Source organism: Thomasclavelia saccharogumia DSM 17460 (assembly GCF_000686665.1).
Taxonomy (GTDB): domain Bacteria; phylum Bacillota_I; class Bacilli_A; order Erysipelotrichales; family Coprobacillaceae; genus Thomasclavelia; species Thomasclavelia saccharogumia.
Genome location: NZ_JMLH01000025.1, coordinates 1 through 21,963, shown reverse-complemented (window position 1 = coordinate 21,963; position 21,963 = coordinate 1). Strand labels below are relative to the sequence as shown.

17 protein-coding genes are annotated in these 21,963 nt (G+C 31.4%); 12 read left to right on the top strand and 5 right to left on the bottom strand.

From position 1 onward, the window contains the following. The first annotated feature begins 15 nt into the window (after nucleotides 1-15). The 9 genes from BR82_RS0107135 (at nucleotide 16) to BR82_RS0107095 (ending at nucleotide 7,001) form a co-directional block, all read left to right on the top strand. The gene (locus BR82_RS0107135; RefSeq protein ID WP_027089622.1) at nucleotides 16-588 is read left to right on the top strand and encodes an SOS response-associated peptidase; all 573 of its coding nucleotides are present in this window, start codon (nucleotides 16-18) and stop codon (nucleotides 586-588) included. 158 nt (nucleotides 589-746) lie between these two features. After that, a complete protein-coding gene (locus tag BR82_RS0107130; protein WP_027089621.1) occupies nucleotides 747-1,223 on the top strand; it encodes a PTS sugar transporter subunit IIB in 477 nt (158 codons plus the stop codon). Nucleotides 1,224-1,240: 17 nt separating this feature from the next. After that, complete coding sequence (locus tag BR82_RS0107125; protein WP_027089620.1) at nucleotides 1,241-2,032, top strand: PTS mannose/fructose/sorbose/N-acetylgalactosamine transporter subunit IIC; 792 nt, start codon at nucleotides 1,241-1,243, stop codon at nucleotides 2,030-2,032. After that, entirely contained in the window at nucleotides 2,025-2,825 is an 801-nt protein-coding gene (locus tag BR82_RS0107120) for a PTS system mannose/fructose/sorbose family transporter subunit IID (protein WP_240474526.1), read from the top strand. Before BR82_RS0107125 ends, BR82_RS0107120 begins: the two co-directional genes overlap by 8 nt. A 14-nt stretch (nucleotides 2,826-2,839) precedes the next feature. Further along, complete coding sequence (locus BR82_RS0107115) at nucleotides 2,840-3,262, top strand: PTS sugar transporter subunit IIA (protein ID WP_027089618.1); 423 nt, start codon at nucleotides 2,840-2,842, stop codon at nucleotides 3,260-3,262. Beyond that, nucleotides 3,255-4,931 (top strand): glycoside hydrolase family 13 protein, encoded by a 1,677-nt coding sequence (locus BR82_RS0107110; RefSeq protein ID WP_027089617.1) that lies wholly within the window; start codon nucleotides 3,255-3,257, stop codon nucleotides 4,929-4,931. Before BR82_RS0107115 ends, BR82_RS0107110 begins: the two co-directional genes overlap by 8 nt. Before the next feature lie 5 nt (nucleotides 4,932-4,936). Then, nucleotides 4,937-5,689, top strand: a complete 753-nt coding sequence (locus BR82_RS0107105; protein ID WP_027089616.1) for a MurR/RpiR family transcriptional regulator — start codon at nucleotides 4,937-4,939, stop codon at nucleotides 5,687-5,689. A 110-nt stretch (nucleotides 5,690-5,799) separates the two neighbouring features. After that, a complete protein-coding gene (locus tag BR82_RS0107100; protein WP_024721212.1) occupies nucleotides 5,800-6,441 on the top strand; it encodes an HAD family hydrolase in 642 nt (213 codons plus the stop codon). Between the two features lie 2 nt (nucleotides 6,442-6,443). Continuing rightward, the gene (locus BR82_RS0107095) at nucleotides 6,444-7,001 is read left to right on the top strand and encodes a GNAT family N-acetyltransferase (RefSeq protein ID WP_034864382.1); all 558 of its coding nucleotides are present in this window, start codon (nucleotides 6,444-6,446) and stop codon (nucleotides 6,999-7,001) included. A 381-nt stretch (nucleotides 7,002-7,382) separates the two neighbouring features. Here the strand turns inward: BR82_RS0107095 and queF are convergent, their stop codons facing one another. The 5 genes from queF to queD are packed head-to-tail and all read right to left on the bottom strand — an operon-like array spanning nucleotide 7,383 to nucleotide 10,209. Next, nucleotides 7,383-7,859 carry a preQ(1) synthase gene (queF, locus tag BR82_RS0107090; protein ID WP_024721210.1) on the bottom strand — a complete coding sequence of 159 codons (477 nt, stop codon included), beginning with the start codon at nucleotides 7,857-7,859 and terminating at the stop codon, nucleotides 7,383-7,385. A 4-nt stretch (nucleotides 7,860-7,863) separates the two neighbouring features. After that, complete coding sequence (queC, locus tag BR82_RS0107085; protein WP_027089614.1) at nucleotides 7,864-8,547, bottom strand: 7-cyano-7-deazaguanine synthase QueC; 684 nt, start codon at nucleotides 8,545-8,547, stop codon at nucleotides 7,864-7,866. A 10-nt stretch (nucleotides 8,548-8,557) separates the two neighbouring features. Then, on the bottom strand, nucleotides 8,558-9,124 hold the full coding sequence (folE, locus tag BR82_RS0107080; protein ID WP_024721208.1) for a GTP cyclohydrolase I FolE: 567 nt from the start codon (nucleotides 9,122-9,124) through the stop codon (nucleotides 8,558-8,560). A 1-nt stretch (nucleotide 9,125) separates the two neighbouring features. Continuing rightward, complete coding sequence (queE, locus tag BR82_RS0107075; protein ID WP_027089613.1) at nucleotides 9,126-9,791, bottom strand: putative 7-carboxy-7-deazaguanine synthase QueE; 666 nt, start codon at nucleotides 9,789-9,791, stop codon at nucleotides 9,126-9,128. Further along, the gene (queD, locus tag BR82_RS0107070; RefSeq protein WP_027089612.1) at nucleotides 9,784-10,209 is read right to left on the bottom strand and encodes a 6-carboxytetrahydropterin synthase QueD; all 426 of its coding nucleotides are present in this window, start codon (nucleotides 10,207-10,209) and stop codon (nucleotides 9,784-9,786) included. The genes queE and queD overlap by 8 nt, the downstream gene beginning before the upstream one ends. A gap of 305 nt (nucleotides 10,210-10,514) precedes the next feature. Here queD and BR82_RS0107065 point away from each other — a divergent pair, with 305 nt between their 5' ends. From BR82_RS0107065 to BR82_RS0107050, 3 genes are all read left to right on the top strand, one after another. Next, nucleotides 10,515-12,167 carry a Na/Pi cotransporter family protein gene (locus BR82_RS0107065; protein WP_027089611.1) on the top strand — a complete coding sequence of 551 codons (1,653 nt, stop codon included), beginning with the start codon at nucleotides 10,515-10,517 and terminating at the stop codon, nucleotides 12,165-12,167. A gap of 255 nt (nucleotides 12,168-12,422) precedes the next feature. Further along, nucleotides 12,423-17,957 carry a family 20 glycosylhydrolase gene (locus tag BR82_RS16790; protein WP_084300744.1) on the top strand — a complete coding sequence of 1,845 codons (5,535 nt, stop codon included), beginning with the start codon at nucleotides 12,423-12,425 and terminating at the stop codon, nucleotides 17,955-17,957. A 387-nt stretch (nucleotides 17,958-18,344) separates the two neighbouring features. Continuing rightward, nucleotides 18,345-21,963, top strand: a 3,619-nt coding sequence (locus tag BR82_RS0107050) for a beta-N-acetylglucosaminidase domain-containing protein (protein ID WP_051592777.1), incomplete at its 3' end; no start/stop codon positions are given.

Below are 21,963 nucleotides of genomic sequence, written 5' to 3'. Positions count from 1 at the left end.
GAAGTGTTAATTGCGATGTGCAGTAGATATTTTTTAGAATTAAAAGCATTAATGGAACTAGAGGATAAAATTGATTATCCTTTCGAACTGGCATTAAAAGATAAGATAGATTACTATCCTAGCGATAATATTTTTATAATTGAAAATAACAACGATAAATTAATTGGATCTAAAGCAAGATGGGGATACAAGATATTTGATAATAAGCTGGTTATCAATGCCCGTCAAGAAACGATCCAAGAAAAATCTTTATTTAAAAAAGATATTATCAATCATCGCTGTATCATTCCTGCTAATGGTTTTTATGAGTGGGATATTCACAAACATAAATTTACTTTTGAAAATGAAAATGGCCAGTTAATGATGATGGCAGGACTATATCGCATTGTTAATGGTCAAAAAGAAGTCGCAATCATTACTACAGATGCTAATGAAAGTATGGAAGGAATTCATCAGCGAATGCCCTTGATCTTTAATTATCAACAAAAAAATATCTGGCTCAAGAGTAATGATTATAAATATTTATTAAAAGTAAAACCTTTACCACTAAAAATAATATCTGGATCATTACAGACTAGTTTATTTTAAGCATATTATATATATGCTTATTTTTTTGAGAAAATTTCCGTATTTATGACACTATTTTCATTTTTTCGGAACCAGTTCCATAAACGTCCCAACCCATTGAAAGTGTTTACAAAAATAGATAAACTAAGTTACGTCAAAGGACAAGGAGGATATAAAAAATGAGTTTAGTATTAGCAAGAGTAGATCAAAGATTAATTCACGGAATCGTAGTTACCCAATGGGCAGGAGCTACAAAAGCAAAAAGATTAATGGTTGTTGATGATGAGGTGAGTAAAGATGACATTCAAAAAGCTGCAATGAGAATGTCCAAACCAGCAGGAACAGGAATGTCAATTATCGATACAGAGACCGCAATCAAAAACTTTAAGGCTGGAAAGTATGATAATCATAATGTCTTTATGATCGTACGGGAACCTTCAACATTAGTTAAATTAGCAGAAAATGGGGTTGTTATTCCTAAAGTTAATATTGGAATCATGTTTGATGGTGAAGGAAAAAGGACAGTAAAAAAAATGGTATCTGTTGATGAAACAGAAGTTAATGATTTTAAGAAATTAGCATCAATGAATATTCCAGTTACATTTCACTATGTGCCAAGTGAAACTGAAGAGACATTAGAAACATACATTAAATAAGAAAGCAGGATAAAAATATGGAAATAATACAGGGTATTTTGATCATCCTATTATCGATGTGGATGGTTATTGATCAACAAGGTTTAGTTATAACGACATGGTTTCCAATCATGGTAGCTTTTTTTGCAGGATTAATTATGCAGGATATGCAAACAGCTATGGTTATCGGGGGAACATTTCAATTAATGAATTTAGGTGTTGCCAATATTGGCGGTTCATCAGTTCCTAACTGGGGACTTGCTTCTTTAGTGGGCGTATATGTTGCTTGTAAAACAACAAATGATATTGAACAAGCAAAGGCAGTAGCTTTGGCAGTAGGGGTGCCGGTTGGAATGCTGGGAATTCAGTTAGACGTATTTGCTAAATTATTGAATACATATGTAACTCATGCAGCACAAAGAGCATGTAATGAAATGAAATTTAAGAAAATGAATCATATTTTATGGATAGGACCTGCTATTTTTGCATTATCTACAGGTATTCCAACGACGTTATGTGTATTGTTTGGTGATACGATCGTCAATACAATTTTAACAGCAGTACCAGAATGGTTTACAAATGGCTTATCAATTGCTGGTAATATGTTACCTGTTGTTGGGATTGCGTTATTATTACAAGTAATGCCAGCTAAAAAGTATTTATCAATGCTTATGATTGGATTTGTCTTTTCTGCATATTTAAATGTTCCAATGTTTGGGGTTTCAATTATTGGTTTAGCATTAGCATATTACTTTTTCACAACTGAAAGTAAAAAGTTATCAACAAATGAAAATGTTACATTTGAAGAAGGAGATGATTGGGATGAGTAATAAAGTAGAAAAGAAAGATTTAACTAAAGCAGCTATTCGTTATATGTTTATGGCATGTAACGTATTTAATTATGAAAATCAGCAGGGACCAGCTGTTGTATTTGGTTTAGAGAAGGTACTTAGAAAAATTTATCAAAATGATGAAGAATATATTGCTTCATTAAATAATCATTATAAATATTTTAATACAACGACCTGGATGGGAAATATTTTATTAGGTGCCAGTGTAGCGATGGAAGAAAAAGATGGGATAAAAGCAATCGATACAGTACAAAATTTTAAAACAGGAATGATGGGACCGCTAGCAGGTATTGGTGATACTCTTATCTGGGTATTATATCCAACAATCATGGGCTCAATTGCAGCTTATATGGGCTTAGAAGGTAATCCGACCGGTGCTGTTATTTGGTTATTATTGAATTTGGTATTCTTTGTTTTTAGAATTAAATTATTTCATTTAGGTTATGATTCAGGATTAAAGCTGATTACTAAATTAGGTGATAAATTATCAGTTTTTACAGAAGCAGCATCAATCATGGGATTAACAGTTATCGGGGCCTTAATTCCATCGGTTGTTAAAGTTACAGTAGGTCTTGTTTATCAATCAGGAGAAGTAGAACTAGCTATTCAATCAGGCATCTTAGATCAAATAATGCCAGCGTTATTACCAGTAGGATTAACATTTTTAGTTTATAAATTATTAGCTTCTAAAAAATTATCGGTAATCCAGGTTATTTTCTTAATCATTATAATAGCTTTAATTTGTTCATTTTTTGGAATTTTATCAGTTTAGTTGGAGATATGGATATGAGAAAAATTATTTTAGCGAGCCATCATTTAATGGCTGAGGGATTAAAAGATACCCTTCAATATATAGTTTCAAGCTTAGATCATATAGAAGCCGTTTGTGCATATATGGATAATGTACCAGTAGAGCAGCAATTAAAAAATGCAATCGGCGTAATCGATAAAAATGATGAATATATTATTTTTACTGATATGTTAGGTGGCAGTGTTAATCAAGAAGCAATAAAATATTTGCAATATCCTAATGTTTATATTATTACGGGAATGAGTTTGCCTATTGTTTTAAGTGTCGTGCTATCTTTATCTAACTATGATAAAGTTGATGAAACAGTTATTCGTAGTGCAATCGAAGATGCCAAACAGCAAACGGTTTTTGTAAATGATATTGTAAGAAATTTGGAGGCAGATGACGAAGATGAGTAAAGATTGGTGGAAAAGCAGCGTTGTTTATCAAATATACCCGCAAAGTTTTAAAGATTCTAATGATGATGGTATCGGTGATTTGAGAGGAATCATCGAGAAATTACCATATTTATCAAAATTAGGTATTGATGTTGTTTGGTTGAATCCGATTTATAAATCACCATTGGTTGATAATGGATATGATATTGAAAATTATCGAGAAATTAATCCAATTTATGGAACAATGGCAGATTTCGAGGAATTATTAGAAAAAGCTCATCAAATGAATATTAAAATAATCATGGATCTAGTTGTCAATCATACAAGTGATCAGCATCAATGGTTTAAAGAATCAAAGCTTTCGAAGGATAATAAATATGCTGACTTTTATATTTGGAAAGATGCTAAAGAAGATGGCAGTTTACCTAATAACTGGGGTGCTACGTTTGGGGGTTCAGCATGGAGTTATGTACCAGAGAGAAATCAGTATTATTTACATTGCTTTGCCCCAGAACAGCCTGATTTAAATTGGGAAAATCCGGAAGTAAGAAAAGCAGTTTATAATGAAATGCGTTTTTGGTTAGATAAAGGAATAGACGGCTTTAGAATGGATGTTATTTCATTGATTAGTAAAAAGCAAGATTTTCCAGATGCTGCAGATGGTGAATATGATTATTCTAAATCATATTATAAAGGGGCTTCAAATGGGCCAAGAGTTCATGAGTTTTTACAAGAAATGAATAGAGAAGTACTTTCTCATTATGATGTAATGACAGTTGGTGAAACGGCTAATACCACAGTAGAACAGGCAAAGTTGTATACTGATCCTAATAATAAAGAATTGAATATGGTCTTTCAATTTGATCACATGCATTTGGATTATGGAAAATATGGTAAGTTTTCAGATATCAAATTTAAATTAAGTGATTTAAAGAAAAGTTTAACTTTATGGGCTAAAGAACTAGATGAAGGCTGGAATTCTCTTTATTGGAATAATCATGATCAGCCTCGGGCGGTTTCTAGATTTGGTGATGATGAAAAGTATCGTGTGGAATCGGCTAAAATGTTAGGAACTCTTTTGCATATGATGAAAGGAACGCCTTATATTTTTCAAGGTGAAGAACTAGGAATGAAAAATGTTCCTTTTAAATCATTGAAACAATACAAAGATATAGAAACAATTTTTGTATGTGAAAAGATGCGCGAAAATGGTGAAGATGAAGAATATATAAAAAAATGTGCTTATTTACGATCAAGAGATAATGCTCGTACACCATTTCCATGGAATGGTCAGGATGATGCTGGTTTTTCAAAAGGTAAGCCATGGATCGATCACTCACCTGATAATAAAGAAATTAATTTAGAAAATGAGTTGAAAGATAAAAATTCGGTATTTTATTATTATCAAAAACTTATTCAAATTAGAAAAGAAAATCCCATTGTTGTAGAGGGAACATTTGAATTAATTGATGAAAACGATTCAGACATTTTTGCTTATCAAAGAAAATATAAAGATCAGATATTACTTTGTATTTGTTCATTTTCATCACAAAGAGTGAATTATACATTACCAAAAAATTGCCAAAATAGAAAATTAATTATTTCAAATTACGATAATATTTTGACAAAAGACGATAAAACAATTATGCTAGAACCATACCAGGCAATAGTTTATATGATAGAGAGGTAATAATAATGGATTTTGACACACAAGCAGAATTGTTATATGCTGATTTAAATGATAGTGAAAAAGAAATGATACAATATATAAAAAGTCATAAACCAGAAGTTATAAATATGACGATCAATGAATTAGCAAAAATTTTGCTGTCGTCAAAAAGTTCAGTTTTAAGATTAGCAAAAAAATTAGGATTTACCGGTTATTCAGAACTAAAATATGCATTAAAAAAAGAAATAGTAAAAAAAGCAATCATCCCAACAGATTTAGTAGAAACATATAAAAAGGAAATCAATAAAACGTTTGAATACGCTACCCAGGTCAATTACGTTCCTTTAGTATATGATATCCATCATGCTCGACAAGTTATCATATATGCTACGGGTTTTGTCCAAAATAATTATGCAAAACAATTTTCAAGTGAGCTGTTTTTAGCGGGACGTTCTAATTATATTGTCTCTGGTGAATCAAATTTTGAAGTTATTTCGCACTCTCTTACAAGTGAAGATTTTGTCATTATTATTTCCTTTTCAGGTAATACTTCAGGAATTGTTAAAACTGTTAATGGTTTAAATATGAAAAGTATTCCTATTTTATCTGTTACTGAATTAGGAAAAAATTTTTTAACTAAAAGTTCTACTTATCAACTTTATTATGATGTTACTGAATTTTCATTAGAAAGTGAAAAAATTGTTTCGATGAATTGTTTAGGTGTTGCTTTAACAATATTAGTTAGAAAATATCAAGAGTTTGTTTTTTATGATGAATAATGTAATAGTAAAATGAATCTAATTGATTTATTTTACTATTTTTTTGATATAAAACTTTAATAGATAGGATGAATGATGTTAGAATTGGGTTAGTGTATAGGAGGATGATTATGAAACAAAAATATATATTGTTTGATCTTGATGGAACATTAACTGATCCTATGATGGGAATTACTAAATCAGTGCGTTATGCTTTAAATTATTATGGAATTGAAGTAAATGATCTAAATGATCTGTTACCTTTTATTGGACCACCGCTTAGAGATTCATTTAGAGATTTTTATGGTTTTGATGAGGTTAAGGCTAATGAGGCTGTAATTAAGTACCGTGAGTATTTTTCTACTAAAGGAATTTTTGATAATAAGGTATATGATGGTATAGTTGATTGTTTAAAAGCTTTAAAAGAAAATGGTAAAGTATTGCTGGTTGCAACATCAAAACCCGAAAAGTTTGCGAAGCAGATCATTGATCATTTTGATTTAGCACAATATTTTGATTTTGTTGGTGGCAGTGAATTTAATAGTCGTGAAAAAAAAGCAGAAGTAATTAATTATGTATTAGAAAAAAATAAAATTTTGGCAGCTGATGCAATTATGGTCGGTGATCGAAAACATGATATAATTGGGGCTCATGAAAATAATTTACCTTGTGTGGGGGTCCTATATGGTTATGGTAGTTTGGAAGAATTGATGGAAAATCAAGCTGATTATCTTGTTGATACAGTCGCTAAATTAACTGATCTATTATTATAACTATGATTAAAGTTGAAAATATTTCGTATCAGCAAGCCTCATTAAAAATAAAAAATCAAATTAATGAGTTATTACAAGTCGTTTGGCCAACTACAAGTGATTCAGATGAACATGATAGTGATTTAATAGAGCAATGCTTTTATATCATGGTTGATAATAGAATTGTTAGTTATGCTGCAGTTGTTCAATTAAAAGTGATTATCAACGAAAAATCATATCAAATAGGCGGATTAAGCTGCGTGGCAACTTTGCCGGTATTTCGTAGACAAGGATTTAGTTCTAAAATTGTTGCAAGAGCGACAAAATGGATGGAGGATAATCTTGATTTTGGCGTATTTACTTGTGCACCTGACTTAAGAGAATTTTATCAACGGGCTGGAAATTGGAAATCAATGTCTAATGTCGTATTAGTAGCAAATAATGATAAAGATGCTTTATCAAGCAGCAATTTAGATGTTATTGTTATGATGAGAGTTTTTTCTAAAAAAGCTATGGATAATTTTAGGGAAATAAGCAATAGCACAATTTATTTAGGATTCTCTAAAGGACGATTCATTTAAAAAAAGCTTTATTTATATGTAAATTTTTTTGAGATAAATTTGAGACGTTTTTGAATATTAAAAATGATATAATAAGTAAGGATGGCCGTCCCTATTTAGGGAGGTATAGATAAATGGTTTTATGTTTATCTCCACGGGCGTGTCATTTGATAATAGAAAGATATGCCATACATGGAATATCTAATTCTTTTATTATTGATCTTAGTTTATTTAGATCGTTTAAAATCTAAATAGACTATAAAAAAGCACGCCCAAAATAGTGAAAACGAAGGACCAACCTCCTTCGTTTTCTTATGGAATATCTAATTAATTAGCGAACGCGTTTCACTAATTTCAACTATATTATAATAGTTTCAAATAATAAATCAAGTTAAAATTTATTTAACGATTATCAATTTTTTCTGGATAAAGATCATGATTAACTAAACGGTTAAAAGCAATTGTTTCCCATCTGGTATTAGGCTTTCCATAATTACAATAGGGATCAATAGAAATCCCTCCACGAGGTGTGAATTTTCCCCACACTTCAATATATTTAGGATCCATTAACTTAATCAAATCTTTCATAATAATATTTATACAGTCTTCATGAAAATCACCATGATTTCTAAAACTAAATAAATACAGTTTTAAAGACTTACTTTCAACCATTTTTTGATCAGGGACATAACTGATATAAATAGTAGCAAAATCTGGTTGTCCAGTAATCGGACAAAGACTTGTAAATTCGGGGCAATTAAATTTCACAAAATAATCATTTTCAGGATGTTTATTGTCAAAAGTTTCTAATACTTCTGGAGCATAATCATCTTTATAAATAGTATTTTTATTTCCTAATAAAGTTAAATTTTCACTCATTATTTTATTCTCCTAATAATGGATCGATAATTCCATTTTTTAAAAAAGCATTTTGACGATCGCGGCAAGTTCCGCAGGTTCCACAAGGCTTATCATTTCCTTCATAACATGACCAGGTTAATTCATAAGGAACTTTTAACTCTAGGCCAATTTTAACGATTTGAGCTTTTGTCATTTTCACAAAAGGAGCTCTGATTTCTAATTGATGACCACTTCCTTCATAAATTGCCTGATTCATAGCATTGTTGAAAACATCACTGCAGTCAGGATAAGCATTACCAGCAGCATCATCGCTATGAGCACCATAGTAGATAATACTACAGTTTTTAGATAAAGCAATACTAGCAGCAGTGGATAAAAATAAACCATTCCTAAAAGGAACATATGTAGAAACCGGATTTCCTTCAGTTTTAGCTAATTGTTTAGCGTATGATTCATGAGGAATATCACTATTGGAATGTTGTAACAAAGAACAATCGCTGTAAGCAAAGATTTCAGTTAAATCAAGATAAATATGTTCGACTTGATAATAACTTATAATATTATTTGCAGCTTCAATTTCTTTTTGATGTTTTTGACCATAACTAATTGATAAGGCAATGACATTATCTTTACCATATTTATCAATAGCTATGGCTAGAGCAGTAGTAGAATCCACACCACCGCTAAATAATACTAATGCTTTCATTTTAATCTCCTTAATATAAATATATCTGTAATTTATCATCTGTTTCAAAACGGCCTGATAATGTACAAGTTGTTGTCGAACTGTTGACTTTTTTAATTCCTCGTGATGACATACAGCTATGTTTTCCCTTAATGATAACAGCAATATCTTCAGAGTTAGTTATCAATTTCATGATTTCAACGATGTCACTTCCAATTCTTTCCTGAAGCTGAAGGCGACGGGCTGCCATATCGGCAATTCGGGCAATCTTACTAAGACCGATTACTTTATCATTAGGAATATAAGCAACAGTAACTTTCATATCATACATTAAAGCTAGATGATGTTCACAATAGCTAAAAATATCAATATCTTTAACGACAATAACTTCTTGATTGGCAAAATCGAGGTCATCATCGAATGTTTTGTTAAACATCTCAGCGATTTGCTTGTTTGTATAATTCATGCCAGCAAAAACTTCTGCATACATTTTAGCGACTCGTTGAGGTGTTTCTTTTAAACCCTCACGATTTGGATCATCACCTAGGGCTTCAATAATTCCATAAATATGTTTTTCAATTTTTTTAGTATCGATCATTTTAAACACCTCGTTTATTCACATCCCAAATGTATTTATGTAATTGTAATTGCATAAATACATTGTTTAAGTGATGTTTGATCATGTAATCAACGATTGTACGAGGTTTAATCATATCAAAGACAGGGCTAAAATAAACTTTGACACGGTTTGTAAGATCGTACGTTTCAATTATTTCTTTTGCTTTATTCAAATCAGCGAGATCACCAATTACAAATTTAACAACATCATTTTTAGTTAGATATTGATAATTATCTAATAGCATATATTTTTCCATCTTACTGCTAGGCATTTTATAGTCCAAAGTAAAAAGCGGCCGTAGATCATCTGTAATGAATGGCTTAATATCAATACTGCCATTGGTCTCTATTTCAACACGATAATTATTTTTTAATAATAATGTAATTAATGAATCGATATTTTTTTGTAATAATGGTTCACCACCAGTTAAAGTCACATTGATTACTTTATTTATATCTAAATAATTCAAAATATCTTGATCAGTTAAGATTTCATATTTAGCATTTTTACCATTAGCATATTTAGTATCACAATAACTGCAATTTAAATTACAGTTATAAAAACGAATAAAGGCAGCTAGCTGACCAGCTTTACTTCCTTCACCATTAATACTAATAAATTTTTCAACGACACGATAATTATTCATCTTTTCCTCGATAGCTGGCACAGTTATTTGGGGTTTCATAAACATCGATACAATCAACATCATAACTTTTGGCTAACAGCTCATAAATATATTTAGCGAGATTTTCTGCCGTTGGTCGAAATGGTAAATCAATAATTTTAAAATTTTCATCATTTAATGCCTGGTATAGTTTTTTTGATAAACTGCCTTTTTCAATGATCAAAGCATGGTCTAAATCATCGGTAATTTTTTTTAAATCATTTTTAAGATCTTTGAAATCAATGATCATGCCATTATTTTGCTGGTTATTAAGCAGTTCTTTACTTTTGATGGTCACAACGATTTTCCAGCGATGACCGTGAATATTGGCGCATTTACCATGATAGCCATGTAAAAAGTGGGCGCTATCAAAGCATTGTTCAGTTTTTAAATAATACATTCTTCCTCCTTCTATACCATCAAATAAAAAAGCAGACTCACTAAAAAGCCTGCTTCAAAGCAATATAAAAAAGCATAGCCCTAGTTTTGTTTATAGACAGGATGGTACAAATGAACTGTCTAATAATAATGGTAATTGTTTTTTATTAATTGTCAAGATAATTGTATAATAAAAGATAAAAAAACTAAAAATAAAGATAGAAAAGTTAAGAATTTGTTAATATTTGTTAATAGTATTTGCATATTGTAAATTTTATGTTAAATTTACTTAGGATATAAAATAAACTGTGTAACAGGGGGATAAAAATGAAACTTACAGATTTGTTTACCATGCTCGGTGGGTTAGCCCTATTCTTATATGGAATGACAATGATGTCCAATGGCTTAGAACTAGCTGCCGGAAATAAAATGAAGAGTATTTTAGAAAAGCTCACTACTAATCGCTTTTTAGGCGTTGGTGTCGGAGCTATTATTACAGCTGTTATTCAATCTTCATCAGCAACGACAGTTATGACGGTTGGTTTTGTCAACGCTGGATTGATGAAATTAGAAAATGCTGTTTGGGTAATCATGGGTGCTAATATTGGAACTACGATTACTGGACAATTGATTGCTATTGATATTACAGCATTAGCACCAGTAATTGCATTTATTGGTGTGGCACTGATTGCTTTTTTTAAGAGTAAAAAGTTAGATGCTTTTGGAACTATTATTGCGGGACTAGGTATTTTATTTATGGGCATGGAAATGATGTCTGGAGCAATGGTACCACTTAGAAGTTCACCTGAATTTGTTAATATTGTTAGTACTTTTGAAAATCCATTAGTAGGAATTTTAGTTGGTGCTGTTTTTACAGCAATCATTCAAAGTTCTTCAGCATCAGTAGGAATCTTGCAGGCTCTTGCTAAAAGTGGGGTAATTACATTACCTTCAGCAATTTATGTACTATTTGGACAAAATATCGGAACTTGTATCACAGCTGTACTTGCTAGTATCGGAACAGGAAGAAATGCTAAAAGAACAACGATCATTCATTTATCTTTTAATATTATTGGAACAGTGATTTTTGTTATAATTAGTTTACTTTTCCCATTTGCACAGTTGATGGAGTCATTGACACCTACAAATATTCCGGCGCAAATTGCCAATGTGCATACAGTATTTAATGTTGTAACGACAATTTTGTTGTTACCGTTTGGTGATAAACTGGTTAAATTAGCCTTTATGATTCTTCCAGAAAAAGAAGGATTTGAAGATAAAATGTCAACTAAGTATTTAGATGAGTCTATTTTTACTAATGATTATCATATTGGAACGAGCACGATTGCAAATACACAATTGTTTAATGAGACGCAAAATATGTTAAATGTTGTTCAAAAGAATGTGCAAAGGTCTTTTGAATTGATTGTTAAATATGATGAAGAAAAACATGAAAAGTTATTAAGAGATGAAAAGTATATAGATTATTTGAATAAGGAGATCATTCAATTTACAACTAACGCTATTTCTTCTGAATTGCCAATTGAAGAATCGAAATCCATTGGTTTATTTTTAAAGACTTCTGGAGATCTGGAAAGAGTAGGCGATCATGCTGTAAATATTGCTAACCGGGCTAAGAAACTTCATGATGAAAATGAAAGTTTCTCAGATGAGGCAGTAGCAGAAATCGCTATTATGAATGATTTGACGAAAAATATTTTAACGGAATTGAATGTATTAAATCGAGAAGAGTTACATAATATTATTACAAAGGTAGATAATATTGAAGATAGTATTGATAATATGACTCATGAATTTTCTGTCAATCAGTTAAAACGTTTACGAAATAAAACGTGTACGGTTGAACATAGTGCTTTGTATACAGAAACATTGATTGATTTTGAAAGAATAGGTGACCATGGATTAAATATTGCTATTGCTTTTGATGAAATTAGAGATGATTTGACTTCAATGGCATAGTTGAAATGACCTTGATACTAATTTTAGTATTAAGGTTTTTATTTTTATTAAATAATATTGGGGGTAACAATTTAGATCAAATGTTACTTTTTTGGTAAAATATGAAATAAATTGTAAATGTCAAGAGTTTTTAAAATAATGTATAATAAATTTAAGGAAAATTTAATAAAAAAGGAGATGATAACTGGATAAGAAAGGGGAATATAAGGGGACTATTATAGAGATTGTTATATTTTATAACGGAAAGGACAAATTATGAAAAAAAGGAAAAATTTATTTAAGCTATTATTAGTATTAGTAATAGTATTGACAACAATAGTGACACCTTTAAATATTAATAATATTTCCGCAACTGTTGAAAATGCACAACCGGCATTAATACCTTTACCAAATAGTCTTGAAATTAATTCGGAAAACTTTATCTTAAATACTAATACTGTTATTAATGTAAAAGGAAGAACTAGTGATGAAACAAGTGAATTAGCTAAAATTGGGGAATATATTGCAACTAAGTTTAGAGCATCAACTGGATATCTATTAGCAGTTGTAAATGACAGTGATGTAGTTGATAACAGCATTGTTTTAACAACAGCTGATAATGAAGATCAGGGTGAAGAAGGTTATACGATCGATACTACTAATAATGGGGTAAAAATCGTTGCCAATCAGCCAGCAGGTGTATTTAGAGCAGTGCAGACTTTAAGACAGATGTTACCAGCAGATATTGAAAAGTCAGAAGTAGTTAGTGATGTAGAATGGAATATTCCAGGTTCACATATCGAAGATAAACCGGAATATGAATATCGAGGAACAATGATGGATGTTTCAAGACATTTCTTTTCTGTTGATGATGTAAAGGAGCATATTGATAACATCGCACAATATAAGATCAACAAATTACACATGCATTTAAGTGATGACCAGGGATGGCGTTTAGAAATCAAAGGTGAAGAATATGCCAACTTAACAGATTTGGGGGCTTCAACATCTTGTACACATAATGGGGAAAGACCAGGATTCTATACCCAAGAAGAGTTTAAAGAAATTATAAAATATGCTCAAGAAAGATATATAGAAATAATACCAGAATTTGATATGCCAGGACATGCCTGGGCAGCGTTGGTATCATTGCCAATGTTAAACAGTACAGAGGATGGAAAACCATATGCAAGCGGTTATGACAATACAAAACCATATCAAGGATGGGATGTTGGATGGGCATCATTGGAATGTCGTAATGAAAATACATATAAATTTATAGATGAAGTAATTAAACAGGTATCAGAGATATCACCATCAAAATATATTCATGTAGGTGGGGATGAAGCATACTCAACATCAGATGAAGATTATTCATATTTCATGAATCGAGTAACAGAGATAGTTCAAAAATATGGAAAGACACCAATTGGATGGCAGCATTATGATGATATAGTAGAAAGTGAAGATGCTATAATCCAATACTGGCAAACAAACGGTTCATCATTTGTAGGTAATTTTAAACAAATCGTATCACCAGCAAACTATGCATATCTAGATATGAAATATGATAGTAATTGTGAACTAGGTTTACAATGGGCAGGAATGATATCGATTCAAAAAGCATACAGTTTTGAACCAACAAAATACGGATCAAAAGATCAGGTATTAGGAATAGAATGTCCATTATGGGCAGAGACATTATCAAGCTTAGAATCATTAGAATATATGGCATTTCCAAGAATCTTGGGATATGCAGAAATAGGCTGGACGGCAAAAGAAGATCGCAGCTGGAATGAATATCAGGAAAGATTGATCGCTCATGGTGAAAGACTAGAGAACCAGGGAATCAATTATTATAAAGATGAAACAATTTGGAAAGAGCCATATGTAGAAGTAAATACGAGCTGGAAAATGGACGAAGGAACAGGAGCAACAATAAAAGATAGTGAAGGATCATATCCAGGAGAGATCCAGGGAGGAGTAAGCTGGACAGAAGGAATCGAAGGAAAAGGACTTCAGTTTAATGGAAATGGTTTTGTCGATCTAGGGATCAAAGATTTAGAAGGAAACTGGAGTGCCAGCATATGGGTAAATCGAGGAGAGAGCCCAGCTGGAACAACGAATACTGCATTATTATCAGGAGATCAGGGAGAACTCAAATTAGAACAGTATAATAAGACAGGGAAAGTAGGGGTCACAGAATTTGGTGTAGAAGATTATACATTCAATTACAGTGCGCCAATAGGAGAATGGGTACACTTAACATTTGTATGTGATGGTAGTGGAACAAGCTTATATGTAAATGGAGAATATCAGGACCGAGTAAGTGCAGTAATCAATGGACCAGCTAAGCGAATCGGTGCAAATAACAAAGCAGGATTGGAAGATTCTGGAAATTTATATGGATCAGTAGATGAACTAAATATCTTTAATCGAGTTTTAACTGCTGATGAAATCAGAGAATTAGCAGGTAAAGAAGATAGTGGTGAAGTTACAGTACCAAAGGCTTATGGTCCAGTACCAACTGATCGACAATTAGAATATAATAAAGATGAAAGATCTGCATTTATCCATTTTGGAGTGAATACTTTTACTGATAAAGAATGGGGAGATGGACAAGAAGATCCAGCTATTTTTAATCCAACGGAATTGGATCCAGATCAATGGGCAAAAGTTTTAAGTGAAACTGGTTTTAAAAAGGTAATTATTACAGCAAAGCATCATGATGGATTTGCTTTGTTTGATAGTCCAGGTACAGATCATGATATAACTAATGAAGCAATTAATGAAAATATTCGTGGTAGAGATATTGTAAAAGAATTATCTGTTGCCTGTGAAAAATATGGATTAAAATTAGGGATTTATTTATCACCTTGGGATCAAAATTCACCTAATTATGGTGATGATCGTGGGGAAGATTATAATGTGTATTTTATGAATCAGTTGACAAAATTGTTAACTGAATATGGTGAAATTTCAGAAGTGTGGTTTGATGGTGCTAAAGGATCAAATGTAACACAAACATATTATTTTGATCAGTGGTTTGCACTTGTAAAAGAATTACAGCCAAATGCTTTGATTTTCTCTGACATGGGACCAGATGTTAGATGGATCGGAAATGAAGCAGGTTATGCCGGTGAACCTTGCTGGTCAAAAATTAAAGGCGATACATTAACATTGCCACATTATGATACAGATTATTTAAATCACGGTGATCCTGAAGGGACTCATTGGATCATGGGAGAAACTAATACTTCAATCAGACCAGGGTGGTTTTTCCATGAAAGTCAAGAAACTAAATCTTTAGAAAAGTTAGTAGATATTTATTTTAATTCTGTAGGAAGAAACACACCATTATTATTAAATGTACCACCTAATAAAAAAGGTTTAATTAATGAAGATGATGAAGCAAGATTAAGAGAATTAAACAGAGTGATTACAAATACATTTGATGAAGATCTTGCTATAAATAGTAAAGTAACAGCAACAAGTTATCGTGGTGAAAATAAAGGGGTAGAAACGTATAATCCAAATAATATTACAGATAATAATTATGATACTTATTGGGCAACTAATGACGGAACATTTACAGGTTCATTAACTATTGATTTAGGTTCTGAAACATTATTTGATGTAATCAACATTCAAGAGTATATACCGCTTGGACAAAGAATTGAACATTTTAGTGTTGAAGTATACAATGAAAATACTGATTCATGGAAAGAAGTGTTTGATGGTCAAACAATCGGATATAAACGTTTAGTACGTCTTGCTCCAATGACTGCTTCAAAAATAAGAATCAATATTCTATCTTCACAAGATGTACCGCTTATTAATAATGTAGGTGTATACAAGGCTGACTCAGCAATTGAGTTAGAATCAAATGTGCCAGATGGATTAATTGTTATTGATGATCAAGATGTTGGAACTGGATTAAATCAAATTCAGTATGAAGGTACATGGGATGATCGCAAAACACAAGATGGATTCTATAATAATTCAAGTCACTGGACAAATTCTATTGGAGCTAAAGCGACATTTAAGTTTAAAGGATCTAAATTTTATATTTTATCTGCAACATGTCCAAATCATGGTACTTTTAATATGAGAATAGATGGTCAAGAAACAATAGTTGTAGATAATTATGGAACAGAAGACTTTTTAGAGCAACAGATTGTGTATGAAAGTGAAGAACTAGCATATGGAGAACATACTGTAGAATTAGTTTTAAGTGGTCAAAATCCTCATGGTGGAGGATATGCAGCACACTTAGATGCTATATATGTTTTAGATAGTGAAAGTGGTATGATTGAAATAGCTAATGATGATATTATCGTTAACGAAGATGCTGGAAGAGTAGAAATTCCTATTAAACGTGTTGGCGGTACTAAAGGTGAAGTGTCTGTTTCATTCTCACTTGAAAGTGGAACAGCTTTGCAGGATCAAGATTTCCAAAGAATGATTGAAGATGTAACATTTAAAGATGGACAGAGTGAAGCATTTGCTTCAGTGAAGCTGTTTGATAATGATGAAATAGATGGAAATAGATCATTTAAAGTAAGAATCAGTAAAGTTGTTGGAGCTATTACAGGTTTTACAACAAAAACGACGGTAAATATAATTGATGATGAAACGCCTCAAAATTTGGCATATCATAAAAATGTAACAGTATCTAGTATTGAAGATAATCTAGTACAATTTGATCCACAAAATGTAGTTGATGGTAATATTGATAATACGAGATGGTCATCAGAATATAATGATAGTGAGTGGTTGGAAGTAGATCTAGGTCAAGAGTATTTAATTGATAATGTAAAAATATATTGGGAAAATGCTCGCCCTAGCAAATATAAGATTTTAACTTCGATAGATGGACAAAATTATACAGAAGTATGTTTAGTAGAAGATGTGGAAAGTGGATTAAAAGAACATTACTTTGATCCTATTAATGCTCGTTATGTTAAGGTTCAAGGTATTGAACGGGCTACAGAATATGGATATTCTATTTATGAATTGGAAGTTTATGAAGCTAAAGAAGTAATCGAAATTAATAAAACAGCTTTACAAATTGCTATTGAAATGGCTGAAAAAGCTGATTTAGAAAATGTCGTACCAGCTGTAGTAGCTGAATTCAATGAAGCTTTAGAAAATGCTCAAACAGTTTATAATAATGTTAATGCAACGCAAAGTGAAGTAGATAGTGCCTTTGCTCGACTAGCAGGTGCAATGCAGATGTTAGAATTCTACAAAGGTGATAAAACAGCATTACAAAAACAAATAGATCAAATCAATGGTTTAGATAAAAATAAATATATTGAATCATCATGGAATGCAATGTTACCTTCACTAGAAAAAGCAAATATTGTATTAGCTGACGAAAATGCAATGCAGGATGAAGTTGATGAAGTATATAGTGAATTAGTCAAAGCGTACTTGAACTTAAGATTAAAACCAAATAAGGACTTATTAAGTAGTTTAATCAATCAAGCTAATATATTAAGTGAAGCAAATTACACAGCAGCATCATGGAAAGTGATGAATGATACATTGAATGATGCTAAAGCAGTATTCAATGATCCTGAAGCAAGTCAAACAGAGGTAGATAATGCTAAAGATGCTTTAACAAAAGCAATAGCAGGATTAGAAGTGAATTCAAACAATCAAGTAAATTCTGGAGATATGATATCAAGTGTAAAAACTGGAGATACAATTAATTTAATGTATGCACTTGTAGGATTAATTGTGACATCAATTGTTTTATTTGAAAATAAGAAAAGAAGAGCTAATAGCCAACAAAATATTGATTAATTAAAATGTTTCTGGATACTTAAGGTATCCGGAAATTTTTATAATAAAGTTTGTTTTAAAAATAGTGTAATCTTAGATATGCTATTTAGAATTAATGAATTTGATAATAAAATATTTATTGTTTGGTTTTTATTAAAGATTCTAATGCTCTAATATTTAAAAAAAAAGAAAATATATTTATTGATGTTATTTTAATAAGGTGTTATGATTAGTATAGATGGCAGATGTTTATAGGATTGTTACTTTAATTAGGCAAGACCGTAATATTTATACCCTTATAAGAGGGTATGATTTTGCGGTCTTTTTAAATTTGCAATCTAAATTCATTATAAAGGAGGGAGTTATTTAAATCATCAGCCAAAAAGAAAAAATAGGAGAGAAATAAAAGTGAAGAACAAAATAGGAAAAGTATTAAAAAGTGCATTAGCTGCTACATTTGCTTTTTCACTAGTAACTGCAAATCCGACTTGGGTAAATGCCAAACAGGACGAAGAAAATGTGACAGTAGATATTTATCCAAAACCACAGGAAATTTCATATATTTCAAATGAAGGTATGAATTTAAAGGGTGAAGTCAATGTAGTAGTACATGGTGATCAAAACGAAGCAACATTGCCTAAATTAGAAAATTTATTACAAGAAAATAATATTAGTTATATTATTTCTGATGAAGTAAATGATCAAAAAGCAAATATTTTAGTCTCTTCAGATAGCAGTCATTGTGATCAATGTACTGAAGAATTAGGCGGAAATAGTCAGGCTTTAAGTGAAGAGCAAGGTTATATTTTAAGTGCTAGTAATGATGTTAATGAAAATGGAGAAATTAGAATCATTGGGGCAGATAGTGATGGCGCATACTATGGAGTTATAACTTTATTACAAATGTTTGAACAAAAAACTGATGATAAGATTGCAGAAACAGTCATTTCTGATTATCCAAGTGTAAAGTTAAGAGGTTTTGTAGAAGGATTTTATGGATATCCTTGGAGTTTTGAAGATCGTTTATCATTAATGAGCGAGTCAAGCAAATTTAAAATGAATACATATATCTATGCGCCAAAAGATGATCCATATCATAAAGATCAATGGCGTGAATTATATCCAGAAGATGAAGCAGAACAACTTCGCCAATTAGCTGAAGAAGGTAGAAAAGATAATATGAGTTTCTGCTGGAATATTCATCCAGGTGATGGTTTTAATTATTCCACAGATACTGATTATAATTATTTAATTGCTAAATTTGAACAGTTATATAGTTTAGGAGTTCGTCAATTTGGGATTTCTTACGATGATTTAGCTAGTGGTTATAATGGACAACAGCATGCTGATTTAATTAATCGTGTAAATAGAGAGTTTGTTCAAGTTAAAGGTGATGTAAAACCATTAATTGTAGTTGGAACCCGTTATTGTAATGGCTGGGGACCAAGTATGTCATCTTATTTTAGACCATTCTGGCAAAGTTTAGATGATGATGTTGTGGTAATGTGGACAGGCGCTAATACGATGTCAGCAATTACAAAAGATGCTTATGAATGGCCAAAAACTCAAACTGGAGTAACTGATAAAAATCTTGCAGCTTGGTGGAACTATCCAGTAAATGATTATTGTGATGGTAACTTAATGATGTCTCCATTAGAAAATCTTGATAATGATGTTGATAATTTAAGTGGATTCTTCTTAAATCCAATGTCACAAGCTGAAGCAAGTAAAGTTGCTATTTTCTCAGGTGCTGATTATTCATGGAATATTAGTGATTTTGAAAGAACAAGCAGCTGGGTTAGAGCAATTGATGAATTAGTACCTGAAGCAAGTGAAGCATTCCAGCGTTTTGCTGATAATATTTCATATATTAAAGATGGCTTTGAATTTGATGAATCAAGATATTTAGTGGATACGATTGAAGCATTTAAGACGGCTCTTCAAAATAATGAAGGAATAACAGAGGCAGCTACAGCATTAAAAGCTGAATTTACAACAATGAAAAATGATGTAGCAGCTTTAAGAAATATTGAAAATAGAAATTTATATGAAGAAATTGAACAGCATTTGAATGCATACGAAGCTGTTGCTGATGCCGGTATTGCAAGTATGTCAGCATTTATCGATGCTCAAAATGGAGATATTGATTCATGTTTATCAAATATTAATACAACTGAAATTAAATTAAATGAGGCTGAAACTTATGAAGTAGAAAGTTTTGAAACAAATGGTACTAAAATGAATGTTGTAAAAGTTTGTGAAAAACGGATCAAGCCGCTTTTAAAAGATTCAGTTGATCAAATTAAATCTACTTTAATGGAAAATGTTTTCCCTGAAAGTAAGCCTGCTGTAATTGGAACGATGTCAGGATTAACTGATAAGACAGTAGAAATCAATAAAGGAAATTATGAAGTAAATACTATTAGTGGTGTAATGAATGCAAATGAAACAGCAGGTATTGCTTTACCAAAAGCAATGAAAGTTGCTAATATATCTGTAACTGCTGATAATTTGGATGATTTAGAAATCCAGTATTCTATTAACGGAATCAATTGGATCAGTGCTGAAAGTACAATTGAAGATGGAACAATGATAGCTGCAATCAATACAACAGCTACATATGCAAGAGTTGTAAATAAAAATAATAATAGTATTGATGTTACAATTGATAAAATCGTTGTATCACCAGTATATAATACAGGTACTAGAGTAGTAGAAACAGATTTAGGAACTTATCAAAATTATGTTATTTCTAATGCCCTAGACGGTAGAATATCAACAAAATTCTATTCAAGTGCCGGAGCAACTGTTGGAAGCTACATTCGAGTTGATTTAGGTAAAGAAATTCCATTATATGATGTAGCTATATATTATGCCGGTAATCCAAAAGGAACTTCATATGGAATCGATGGATTTGCGGCTACAAAATTAGAAATCTCAACTGATGGTGTAACATGGACACAAATCGGGGATGTTATTAAAGATGAAAATTATCAATCTAAAACAGTAAGCGGACAGTTAGTAAGTGAAGCAGCATATAATGCTGAAGGACAGATGGCTCGTTATATCAAATTTAGTGCAACTGAATCTAGTGATAATTGGGTTCAAGTATTTGAAATTCCATATAATGAAACAGTTGATGTATTAGGTGATGATACTATTGATGTTGTTGATACAACCATTACATCTGGTAATGTTGCAAATCTATATGATCGTGATTTAACGACTGCATTTGCACCAGATAGTGTAACTGATGGCGATACATTAACTTATGCAATGACATCAATTACTAATGTTGGTTCATTAATAATTATGCAAGATCCTGAAGCAATTTCTAATGCAACTGTAAGTGTAAAAGATGTTGATGGAAATTGGAGTGATATTGGTAATTTAGATAGTGGAACAAATACATTCGATGTAAATAAAACAATTTTAGAAGTTAAGTTAACATTCCATGCTGGAAATCCAGTTCCAACAATTTATGAAATTATTGCAAGAGAAAAAGAAACTGTAGAATCAGATAAAACAGCATTACAAATTGCCGTTGATACAGCAAATAGCTTAAAAGCTCAAGGTGCATTAGATAATGTTGTACCAGCTGTAGTTACTGAATTTGAAAGTGCATTAGAAAAAGCAGAGAATGTTTTAGTTGATCAAAGTGCAGACCAAACAGCGGTTGATACAGCTTTCTACCGTCTAGCAAATGCAATTCATATGTTAGACTTTGTAAAAGGTGATAAGAGTGCTTTAGAAGCCTTATTAGAAGAAGCAAATGGTTATGAAGAAGAAAATTATACAACTGATTCATGGACAGCATTGCAAGAAGCAATCGAAGCAGCAACTGAAGTCATGAATGATGAAAATGCATTAGAAAGTGATGTAAAAGAAGCGTTAAATAACTTAACTGATGCTATTGGAAACTTAGTTTTAAGAGCTGATAAGACAAGATTACAAGCAAAATATGATGAATTAACAGGATTAGACAGCAGTCTTTATACTGAAGCAAGCTGGCCTCAATTAGAAGGTG